This window comes from Burkholderia sp. 572, assembly GCF_040545135.1.
GTDB lineage: Bacteria > Pseudomonadota > Gammaproteobacteria > Burkholderiales > Burkholderiaceae > Burkholderia > Burkholderia cepacia.
The window spans coordinates 553,025-564,865 of record NZ_JBEPLH010000002.1; the positions used below are offsets into that span (position 1 = coordinate 553,025).

The following is an 11,841-nucleotide window of genomic DNA, read 5'->3' on the forward strand; positions in this document are numbered from 1 at the left end:
TACTCGCCGATGCCGTCATTCTTCATCGACCGTCCCGTCTTTGCGTGGATCGTCGCGCTCGCGATCGTCGTCGCGGGCGTGCTGGCCATTCCGCAGTTGCCGATCGCGCAGTATCCGCGCCTGGCGCCGCCGCGGGTCGTGGTCACCGCGTCTTATCCGGGCGCGTCGACCGAGACGGTCGATGCCGACGTCGGCAGCGTCATCGAGGAAAGCCTCGACGGCGCCGACGGGCTGCTGTACTACGAGACGAGCAGCGACGGTCACGGCAACCTCGAGATCGACGTGACGTTCTCGCCCGGCACCGATCCGGACATCGCGCTCGTCGACGTCAACAACCGGTTGAAGCAGGTCGAGCCGCGGCTGCCGCAGCAGGTCGTCCAGCAGGGGATCGGCGTGTTCAAGGCGGCGAACACGTTCCTGATGCTCGTCACGCTGACGTCGACCGACGGCACGCGCGATTCCGCGCAGCTCGGCGATTACCTGAACCGCTACGTGCTGCGCGAGCTGAAGCGTGCGCCGGGTGTCGGCGCGGCCGAGCTGTGGGATGCCGACGAGGCGCTGCGGGTCTGGCTCGATCCCGTGAAGTTGCGCGAATACGATCTCGGCGCCGACGACGTGATCGCGGCGATCGGCGCGCAGAACGCGACGGTCACGGCCGGCGCGATCGGCGACGCGCCGTTCGTGCATGGCCAGCAGCTGACCGCGACGGTCGTGGTCAAGGGGCAGCTTGCGTCGCCCGAGGAGTTCGGCCGGATCGTGCTGAAGTCGAAGCAGGACGGTTCGGCCGTGCGCGTCGCCGACGTCGCGCGCGTCGAGATCGGCCGCGACGACTATTCGTTTTATTCGCGGCTGAACGGCCGGCCGGCCGCGACGGTCGGCATCCAGCTCGGCCCGCGCGGCAACGCGCTCGAAACGTCGAATGCGATCCGCGCACGGCTCGCCGAGTTGTCGCGGACGCTGCCGCCGGGCGTCGCGGTCGAGATTCCTTTCGACGGCGCGCATTTCGTCAAGATCGCGATCCACGAAGTCGTGCTGACGCTCGTCGAGGCCGTCGTGCTGGTGTTCTGCGTGATGTGGCTGTTCCTGCGCGACCTGCGCTACACGCTGGTGCCGACCGTCGTGATTCCGGTCACGCTGATGGGCGCGTTCGTCGCGATGTGGGCGTTCGGTCTGTCGATCAACGTGTTCACGATGTTCGGCCTCGTGCTGGCGATCGGCATCCTGGTCGACGATGCGATCGTCGTCGTCGAGAGCGTGCATCGCGTGATGGAGGAGGGCGTGTCGCCGCGCGACGCCACACGCCGGGCCATGAAGCGGATCGGCGGGGCGATCGTCGGCGTGACCGCGGTGCTGACCGCCGTATTCGTGCCGATGGCGTTTTTCCCCGGCAGTGTCGGCGGCATCTACCGGCAGTTCGCGGTGGCGATGATCGCGTCGATGCTGGTGTCGTCGTTCATGGCGCTGTCGCTCACGCCCGCGCTGTGCGCGAACCTGCTGAAGCCGGTCGCGCGACACGGCGGCGGAACCGGCCGCACGAGGCGACTCGGCATCGGCGCGCGTCTGGCCGACCGGTTCGGCGTGGCCTTCGCGCGCGCCGAATCCGGCTATCGCCGCGTCGCGGTGTTTGCCGTGCGCCGCACCGGGATGGTCGTGGCCGTCTATGCGGCACTCGTGATCGCGTGCGGGCTGCTGTACTGGATGATGCCGGGCGGCTTCCTGCCCACCGAGGACCAGGGGCAACTGCAGGTGATGATCCAGTTGCCGGCGGGCGCCACGCAGGCGCGTACGCTCGCGGTCGTCGAGCGTGTCGAGGCGATCCTGCGCGGGGAGCCGGCGATAGCGAACGTGACGAGCGTGATCGGCTGGAGTTTCGCGGGCAGCGGGCAGAACGTCGGGATGGCGTTCGTGGAACTGAAGGACTGGGCGCAGCGCGACGTCGGCGCGATGGCGTTGCGCGACCGGCTCAACGCGCGTTTCGGCGCGATCCTCGACGGCGACGTCGAGGCGGCGCTGCCGCCTTCGGTGCGCGGCATCGGGCATTCCGACGGATTCACGTTCCGGCTCGAGGATCGCGGCGGGGGCGGGCTCGACGCGCTGAAGGCGGCCCGCGCGCAGCTTGCCGAGCGTGCGAAGGCGGATCCGCTGCTCTCGGCCGTGCATTTCGAAGACCTGCCGGACGCGCCGCGTATCGAGCTCGATGTCGATCGCGCGAAGGCGTATGCGCTCGGCGTGCCGTTCGAGCGGATCGCCGGGCTCCTGGGCGGCACGTTCGGCTCGAACTACATCAACGACTTTCCGGCGTCGGGCCGGATGCGGCGGGTGATCATCGAGGCCGACCCGGTCGCGCGCGCGACCGACGCGCAACTGATGGCGCTGACCGTTCCGAACCGTACCGGCGACATGGTGCCGCTTTCGGCGATTGCCGCGCCGCACTGGACGATCGGCCCGGTGATGCTGAACCGGTACAACGGTTATCCGTCGCTCGACATCAGCGGCCGGGCGGCGACCGGCACGAGTTCGGGCGCGGCGATGGCGGAGATGGAGCGGCTGGCCGGTGCGCTGCCGGCCGGGATCGGTTTCGACTGGGTCGATGCGGCGCGCGAGGAGCAGGTTGCCGCACGGCAGACGCCGCTGCTCGTCGGGTTGTCGGTGCTCGCGGTCTTCATGGCGCTGGCCGCGCTGTACGAAAGCTGGACGATTCCGCTGTCGGTGCTGACGATCGTGCCGCTCGGCATGATCGGCGCGATCGCGGCGGCACTCGCGCGCGGCATGCCGAACGACGTGTACTTCAAGGTCGGGATGATTACCGTGGTCGGGCTGGCGGCGAAGAACGCGATCCTGATCGTGCAGTACGCGCGCGACCTGGCCGGTCATGGCGTGCCGCTGCGGCAGGCGGTGGTCGATGCGGCCGCTGCGCGATTCCGGCCGATCGTGATGACGTCGATGGCGTTCCTGCTCGGTGTCGTGCCGCTCGTGCTGGCGACGGGCGCCGGGGCGGAAAGCCGGCGATCGATCGGCACGGGCGCGTTCGGGGGTGTGCTGGCGGCGACGGTGTTCGGGCTCGTGTTCGCGCCGGTGGCGTTTCGTGTCGTGGCGTCGGCCGGGCGACGCGGCCGGCGTGCGGCGGTGGCGACGCGCGACGATCGTCAGGCTGAGGTGGTGGGGGAGTGACGCAGTCACGCAGTGCCGGCAGGTGGTTTTCGTGCGTTGCGTTGATTGAATGCGATCGTCGTGCGGACGTCTCGCAGACGGCGCGATGCTCAATTCGAATTCAAGGAAACGGATTCAAACCATGTCTTACGTTCTGTATTACTCGCCCGGTGCGGCAAGCATGGCCGTGCATTGGATGCTGATCACCGCGATTGGCGCGATACTGAGGCGGGACGGCTTTACGGTTCGGCAGACCAGCGTGGATAATCAGATTATTATTTACACGAACCGCAATAATCGATCCGCCACAATGGCTCGATTCCCGAATTTCTCGCAAGGATCAACGGAAATTGTAAGGTTCGCATTCTCGGGTCGGCCACGAGGGCACCGTAACAAAGCTTGACGATCTGAGTCACGCAGTCCGTCTAGAATGGCTTTGCTAAATCGGCATATAGTCTAATAGCGGGATTCCGATTGATTTGGAAAGCGCTGGGAAATTTCCGATCGACGCCATGAGGACGCTGGATCATCAGCACCCGGTTTATGTCCTGACGACGCCGGCACCAATGGATGTCTTGTCCGTATTGTTGGGCGATTAGTCGGATTTCGGTCCAGCGGTTCGCTGTTTCCTGTCGCCATTCGATGCGCTATTGGAGATGGTGTTCCTGCTGCGACACGATGCAAAGGTAGTCGAAGGCGTCTTGCTGTCGAGTCGCCTGCCGCGGCGCGTTCTCTATTCAGGCAGGTCTCGACCGTGGCCGCTCACAGTGCCTCTCGCGTGGCTTGCCCACGAGAACCGGCTCGTCGTGCATCACGATGGCCATCTCTTCAGGGTTGCTTGAGACCAGGCTGCACGATGGCGCCAGCACCAAACGGCGGTAGCAATTGAAGCAGCGACGTGGTCGACGCTCGATCGACTGCACCAGTCCGCAGGCCTCTTTGCCTGGCAAGAGACGCGGCAGATCGCTCGACGCTGTCGATGTGATCGTTGTACCTCCCGGCGATGCCGAGCAGTTGGCGCTGTACAACCCGGAAGCCGGGTGCTGGCACTTCGTGCCGCGAGTCGAGACCGTTTGAACAAAAATTGACGGAAGGCCACGTTGTGGCCGCCCGGGCATGAACATAAAACTGAGAGGGCCGAAGTGAGCATCAGCGACACACTTAGTAGCTTCGCGTCGGGCGCGGTCGACTGGAACCGACGTCCGGTCGCTTTGAATTTCGGGCGGCTGCAAGGGACGTTGGGGCGCTTGCTTGCGCTTCAGCACGCAAACGTTCACGAAGGGCTGATGACCGGCATCCACGGCCATCTCACGTGCGTATCGACACGACACGACCTACCGCCCAAGCTGTTTATCGGCGTGCCTGTCTCATTGCGACTGGTAACCGACCGCGGCCAGCTGCAGATGATCAACGCGATCGTTGAGAACGTGCAAGTCGGACAAAGCGATGGCGAGCTGTGCGTTTACCAGCTGACCGTTTGTGATGCGTTGTCACTGATGAACAAACGGACGAACTCGCGCGTCTTCCGCAAGCAGAGCGTCGTTGACGTCCTCACGGTGATGTTCAACGAATGGCGCCAGCGTAGCCCGGCACTCGCGCGAGCCTTCGAATTCGACCTGTCATTCCTGAATCGCGATCGCTATCCGGCCCGGGAATTGACGCGCCAGGTGAACGAGCCGGACGCAGCGTTTGTGCGGCGCTTGTTGCGTCGAGAAGGGATTTCGGTCTTCGTCAAGGCAGGGCCCGCCAAGGGCGGCTCGACCTCCGAAGATGACACCCCTGTTCACACTTTGGTCTGTTGCGACAATCCTGACTCGTTGCAGGAAGCACCGGCCGGAACGGTGCGTCTACACCCACGCGACGCTGGAACCGAAGAGCGCGATACGGTCACGCTGTTCGCGCTGCATGCGCGCCTGGTGCCGGGCGCAGCGAGTCGACCATCATGGGACTACAAGAAGGCGCGTATTGACGAGTCGACCGTGGCGGGCGAAGTCGACCAGGGCGATGCCGGTAACGATCTGGCGACGCTCCTGACCGACGTGGCGATCGATGTCCCGCACGCAGGCGACTCATGGGACGACCACGATCGCCTTACGCGCTCGCGTATGCTGGCGCACCAATTCGAAGCTGAACAGTACGATGGCGCGAGCGGGATCCGCGATCTCGCCGTCGGCACCTGGATCACGCTGACGGGTGACCCCGACCTGGACATGCTGTCGGCCGACAAGCGGCAGTTCGTCGTCACGTCGATTCGTCACGACGTCTCGAACAATCTCCCGAAGGGGCTGACCGAACGCGTGCAGCAGCTCTTTGCTGCGAGCAAGAACCTCGTATCGCCTTCGCCGGCCCAACTGGCCCCGTCGTCCGCTGAATCGGATACGCGCTACGAAAATACCTTTACGTGCGTGCGCCGCGGCGTCCCGATTACGCCGGCATACGATCCCAGAATTGACCTGCCACCCGTCCATTTGCTGACCGGGGTCATCGTCACGCGCGACGGCGATGAGGTTGTGACCGACGAGCTCGGGCGGGTCTACGTGAGGATCCAAGGCCTGGATCCTGCCGATCATTCTCATGCGCAAGGGGCCGGCACGAACGATAACGCAGGCGACAGCGCGCCGATCCGGGTGGCGTCGAGCCTCGCGGGCACGCAGTTCGGTGCGTCGTTTCTGCCTCGCATCGGTATGGAGGTCCTGCTCGGCGCGATCGGGGGCGATCCAGACCGGTTGGTGATCATCGCTGTCCTCGGCAACGGGGCGAACCCGCCGGCGGCGTTCACGCACACCGGTTCGCTGCCAGGCAACCGATATGTGTCGGGTATCAAGACGAAGGAAATCAAGGGGCAGCGCTACAACCAGTTGCGGCTCGACGACACGCCGGGAGAAATTTCCAGCCAACTTGCGAGCGAGCACGCTCATTCCCAACTGAATTTGGGTTTCCTCACGCAACCGCGCCAGGACGGGCAAGGGAAGGGCCGCGGCGAGGGTGCGGAGCTGCGCACCGATGCGGCCGCAGCGCTGCGCGCCGCGCAAGGGATCTTGCTAACAACATATGCCCGCTCGCAGGCAAGCGGCGGGCAGCTTGATCGTGACGAGCTGCTGCAACTGCTCGGCGAGTGCACCGAGTTGTTCAAGTCGCTGGGCGACTATGCCGGTGAACATGGCGGGCAAGCGACAGACACTGCCGGCCAGCAGGCTGTCGCCGCCGCGTTCAAGAGCTGGACGCCCGCCGGCGGAGCATCTAACACCGGAGCTGGAGCGGGCACCGGGAGCGGCTCACAGGCGCTGATGGCTTTCGGCGCGCAGGCCGGATCGGTTGCTATCACCCCGAAAACCCACGTGACGTACGCGGGCGAAAACATCGATCAGGTCGCTCAGCAGCACGTCCAGGTGACCAGCGGCCAGCGCATCAACCTGCACGGCGGTCGCGGCGTCGCGATGTTCGCTCACAGCGATGGTGTGTCGGCGATCGCGAACCAGGGCAAGGTTACGCTGCAAAGCCAGAACGACGATACGCAGATCGATTCGGCGAAGAACATCCAGTTCACAGCGGCCGACGGAAAGATCACCGGCATGGCGAACGACCAGGTGGTCTTTACGACATCCGGTGGTGCCTACCTGAAACTTCACGGCAGCGACATCGAGCTTGGGTGCCCGGGAAAGTTCACCGTGAAGTCCGCCGGGCATTCATGGCAGAGACCTGCCAGCATGAGCACGGACATGCCGAAGTTCGACCATGCGGCGCTCGGGCGCGTGCCGAAGCTGGTGCGGGCATCCGACGGGAACCCGATCGAAGGATACGTGGGTGAGGTCCACAAAGCGTCGGGCGAGATCGTGAACGGCCAGACGGACAGCGCAGGCACGATGGCTCCGATCGACCACAACCAGTTCGAACAAGTGGTCGTGAAGTTTTTCAAGAAAGACGCATAACTGAGAGACAGGGTACGGGTCATGCCAACAACACAACGCACTCCAGCAGCCACTACCAAGGGTACGATGCTGCCGAACAAGAAGAAGGAACTCGTTGCGGTCAAACCAATGCCGCTCCCTGGCGTCGTGATCTTCGTTCACGGCGTCAACTCCGAGGGCGAGTGGTTCGGCCCGGCCGAAGAGGGTCTCTGCAAGGGATTGAACCGGCGCCTTGGGCGGCTCGACGATCAGATGATGTTCAAAGGACCGGAAGGTGGACAACTCACCCCAGCCAAGTACGTCAAGTTCCTGACGAACGACGGCTTCATCAACCCGAAGATGACGCCGCAAACCTACGTGCAGCCCGACCCGTCGTGGTCGCCGGTCATCCACTTCCGTTGGGGACACAAGGCGAACAAAGAAGAACTGCAGGAGTTTGGCGGCAACATTTTCCTGAACGAACAAAACTACTGGGGGGGAGGCCCGTTTGCAAATGGGTGTACAACTCTTCCGGATTTGTGGAACGTCGGGGTGAACGATCGACTATTCCTGTGGCTACAGGTTCAGGATTTGAACCCCGTTGATGCCCGCATGGTGTACTCGACGCCAAACCGGCAATACGGAGTCATGGCTGCGCTGCGTCTCGCGAAACTGATCGAGTCGATCAGGAAAAAGCAAGCGGACTGTCCGATCACCGTCGTTTGTCATAGTCAAGGGAACATAGTCGGGCTCACAGCCGCGTTTCTCGGCGACCAATTGCCGGAGGTAAAGGATGGCCAGGGGAAATCTGGCCGTTGTGTCGCCGACGCCTATGTATTGGCAAACGCGCCGTACAGCTTGGTTGACAGCAACTTGCCCGATAACTGGACTCAACGCGGCGCAAAGGATGCAGAGGGTCGACGCGGCCGCGAGACATGGGAAGCGCGGGTCCGCACGCTGTCGAACTTCTTCGACATCATTCGGGCACGGTTCAGCCTAGAACCGACGCCAGAAGATATCGATCCGGAAATGTCCAATATGTCCACGTCGTCAAAAGGCAAACCGTATAAGGCAGCGGACGATCGACAGGCGCACGGCCTTCAGGTATGGGGAAAGACCTCCATGGGGCCGACAGGTTACGGAAACACGTATCGCACATTTGGCCGCGTCACGCTCTACTGCTGCCCGCATGATCAAGTCATCTCGGCGACAACGGTCCAGGGGATCGGCTGGCGTGGCTTGAGCGAGTACGAGATAGAGGTTACGGGCGGTGCTGATTGCTTCACGCAGCGAGTCTTCGCTTCGGGCTACCTGGTCGGCCAGAAGCCCGGGGGATTTTACGATTACACGAAGAATGACTGGCGCTACAAGAAAGGAAAGACGAAAGGGTTTTGGTATCCCCCATCTCCCGAGGCACGATTCTCGCTCATCAAGTCGTTAAAGAACCGAACGACTCTTCACGACATGTGGGGAATCTGGAAGATGCAAAGCATCGGAACGGCCGTAAACATATTCCGGCCGGCGGTCAATGCGACACCATCAGAATGGTGGGCAATCCCGATCGACGCGCCCAAGCTGGATCACCCGTTCACCCCAGTAGCAATGAAGTTTGGCAGTCCGATCGCACCCGTCCATGACGGCCCCGCAGCAACGAGCCAATTTAATGAGGGTAATGACCCGGTTGCGGCCGCACGCGACAGAAACAAGGCTTCTGCTAACAAAAAGCCGGGGGACGCGATCGACAACTACCAGGGCGCGGCACCGATTGGGAATGAGGATAGCGAAGCAGATATGCGGTACGAATTGCATGCGGTCGTGCGACAGACCGTCCGCCAACGTGAGCAAGGAAATGGCTCGCTCATTGACGCGTATGGAAACGTAACCTCCGAGCAACCCGGCTTCAATGCTGACGGCAAGGCGAAGGAGTATTCGACGTCCACCGTGACAACCTATCTCGGTGCGACGGAGAAGAACAATCCGACGAACCATTCGACGATCATGACGAACGCCATGCACGCGGAGCACGCGCTCGCCTACGATGTGGCAATCGGTGTGTGCAAACTGACACCCGAAGATTGGAAGGATTTGCGCATTGAAGCTGACTGGCGCTTCGGTGAAGGCATGGACAAATCGAATCCACACCGGAAGTACGCGTCGTACTTCTCGAAAGGGAAGATGAGTGGTCTGTTTCTATCAGACTGGGTTAAGGCCGATGCAGATGCACATATGCCGAAGAAAATCCAGGACGAACGAGATGGTGGGTGGTTCCTCAGTGCGACGCACGCCCTATGAGTACCGCTCTCTCGACTTGGCCGCGACGTGTAGGCGTCGCTATCGCGATTCTCGTCTTGTCGGTCGCGGTAGCGGCGACGTGGACGTATCATGCTCAGCAGGCTGCGCCGCAGCCGCTTTCGGTTGAGGAATGGATGAAACGATTGATTGTGTTGCCGCTCCTGGTTTTGGTTGCCGTGCTGGCGCTCTGGGCGGGAATTCGGAAATCCGGCGGTGAAAAGGTCGCTTTGGCCACGACTGGGGCAGCTGCCAGCGTTGCAATGGCAGCACCTGCACCCAATCAGCCGTTCCGCGCTCAAGTCGTCGGCCTGGCGTGGCTCAATCCGTTAGAACGACGTGACTATCCGACCGAATGGCAATTGCTTTGGACGATGGGCCTCGTCGGGCCCAATGAGCACGACGACATGGTGAAGGAGGATCCGAAGAGTTTCACGACTGTTCAACCGGTCGCGGGTGTTGCGTATGGAAACGATGGGCGCGAGACGTTTGACGGATTCTACGAAAAATATGTCGACAAACTTCTCAGCTTGTTTGCTGAGATTTATGTGATGAGCCCGGCGTACTTTTACAACGTGCATTCGAAGGACCGAAAAGGCTGGCGAGAACTCGCAGGTACGCATATCGAGTTTGCAATCCCCGAGAAGCGACTCGATCCGGAAGAGTCACGTAAATATCTCGTCGACCAGTTTGTCGACTATTACGAGATCGGGAATAAGTCCGCACCGAGTCTGTGGAACAGTGACACTCCGCCAGATGTCCACATCACGCCAGGTGGTCCAAATGCGGGCTTCACGTCGCTGAATCGTGCGCTTGAGTACCTGCAAGCACACCCCGATAAAAGCGTATGGGTGATGAACTGGGACGCGCCGAGTTTCCCACCGAAGGACAACCAGATGAACGAGAACATGGTGCTGCTCGTTCTGACCGGGCCGGACTTTGCGACGGGGCGAGAGCCGCTCGCGTGGATCGGGCGAGCCGCAGTCGGCAACGTGAACGACTTCGAAAAGAAGTCCGGGACGACCCGCGCAGTCCAGGCGTGGAAATCGACCATTGAGCAAGCTGCCCACAATGCTGGGGTGGCGACGGCTGATCTTCATTACGTGGTCCACGACGCCGGCAAGGGCAGCGACGCCGCATCCGCTCGCCTGGGTACGTTGTCCCAGACGTTGACCGAAGTGCTGCCGGAATATGACTACAAGAAACAGACGTTCAACACGCCGGCGCTCCTCGGTGAGATGGGCGCAGGTACCGCGTTGACGGACGTAGCACTGGCGATCGGTCGCGCAAACCATATCGGCGGCAATACGCTCGTGGCAGGCACGACAGACCTCGAACACCCGACGGCGGTCGTCGTGGTGCCGCCGGCGAAGCTGAATCCCGTCGATCCAAAGAAACCGTGGTTCCGCGCGGCCGGAGAGGGTAGTGCCTATCTGCCTTGGTGGGGGAAGCGCCACGATGTCGATTACAGTCGATCCGGGCAAGGCTACAGCTTCTGAGCACGCGAATGATGCGATAGATCGGGTGCGGCGTGCGGTCCACTGATTCGCGCGTCGTTTGCTTTCGTTGTGGGGAATTTTTATGGAATCGGGAGCGTATAGACCCTCTCGCCGTCAGCAGCTCATGGGGTGGGGCGTTGGGCTGGTTGCCGCTGGGATTTGCCTTTCCGCTGCCTTATTTGTTCTTCTGATCATTGGCGCATTCGACCAGTGGCATATTCAAAGCGATGCACAGTTGACGTTTGTCTTCTCGGTGCCCGTTTTAATGGTATTCGTCGGACTCGTCCTGTTCGTCGTGGGCGTGGTCAACGCATTCAGAGCGCGCAAATGAACCGAATTGGCCACCGCGCGTGGATTGTCATAACGATGGAAGTGCGATGTGATTGTGCGGCGGGATCTATGACGAACACGAACCTGGATCAGAGGCTTTCATGCGCGGTGTAATTCGGGTTGGAGACGTACACAGTCACGGCGGGCGCGTTGAGTCCGGTGCTGCGAACAGCGAGGTGATGGGTCGGCCAGTCGCACGAATCGGCGACCGCTGCACCTGTCCGATCCACGGCGAGTGCGTAATTGTGGAAGGCGATTCCGATTTCAACGTGGAGGGTAGCTTCGCCTCGTTCGACGGTCACAAGACGTCATGCGGCGCGGTGCTGATCACGTCGCTTCCGACGTCCGGGCGATCCTAGCTTCTCGCACGAGCGCGCACGCGCTGATCAGCGTGGTATCGCTCGATAGGTCTCACCTAGGCGTTCTATCGAATACCGACGCGGCCTCCGTACTCCGGCCTTGGACTATCGCGCCGCGCTGTAGCGTACCATCACGGTGCCGAGGCTCATCACGGCGAGGCACGTGACATAAACGCCCATAGAATTAGTCAGAACTCAATTTTACATAATCAGCATTATCGGTAGTTTGTGTTGTAGTGGCTAGATTGAAATGTCCGCTTTTGGCTACATAGAAATGTCCGCTTTCGTGCCGCGTAAGCTGTTCGGCCGCCGGGTGTCCGGCGCCGG

General features: G+C 61.9%; 6 protein-coding genes. All 6 read left to right on the forward strand.

The window, feature by feature from the left end:
- Positions 1 to 9: 9 nt before the first annotated feature.
- The 6 genes from ABIC51_RS06240 (at position 10) to ABIC51_RS06265 (ending at position 11,514) form a co-directional block, all read left to right on the forward strand.
- On the forward strand, positions 10 to 3,171 hold the full coding sequence (locus ABIC51_RS06240; protein WP_175852636.1) for a multidrug efflux RND transporter permease subunit: 3,162 nt from the start codon (positions 10 to 12) through the stop codon (positions 3,169 to 3,171).
- Between the two features lie 1,121 nt (positions 3,172 to 4,292).
- On the forward strand, positions 4,293 to 7,079 hold the full coding sequence (locus tag ABIC51_RS06245) for a type VI secretion system Vgr family protein (protein WP_354006382.1): 2,787 nt from the start codon (positions 4,293 to 4,295) through the stop codon (positions 7,077 to 7,079).
- A 66-nt stretch (positions 7,080 to 7,145) separates the two neighbouring features.
- Positions 7,146 to 9,329, forward strand: coding sequence for a T6SS effector phospholipase Tle3 domain-containing protein (locus ABIC51_RS06250; protein WP_226128750.1), 2,184 nt, complete (start codon positions 7,146 to 7,148; stop codon positions 9,327 to 9,329).
- The gene (locus tag ABIC51_RS06255) at positions 9,326 to 10,825 is read left to right on the forward strand and encodes a virulence factor (protein ID WP_146252749.1); all 1,500 of its coding nucleotides are present in this window, start codon (positions 9,326 to 9,328) and stop codon (positions 10,823 to 10,825) included. The genes ABIC51_RS06250 and ABIC51_RS06255 overlap by 4 nt, the downstream gene beginning before the upstream one ends.
- A gap of 82 nt (positions 10,826 to 10,907) precedes the next feature.
- On the forward strand, positions 10,908 to 11,156 hold the full coding sequence (locus tag ABIC51_RS06260) for a hypothetical protein (RefSeq protein ID WP_099318689.1): 249 nt from the start codon (positions 10,908 to 10,910) through the stop codon (positions 11,154 to 11,156).
- A 100-nt stretch (positions 11,157 to 11,256) separates the two neighbouring features.
- Positions 11,257 to 11,514 carry a PAAR domain-containing protein gene (locus ABIC51_RS06265; RefSeq protein WP_027787347.1) on the forward strand — a complete coding sequence of 86 codons (258 nt, stop codon included), beginning with the start codon at positions 11,257 to 11,259 and terminating at the stop codon, positions 11,512 to 11,514.
- Positions 11,515 to 11,841 lie beyond the last annotated feature (327 nt).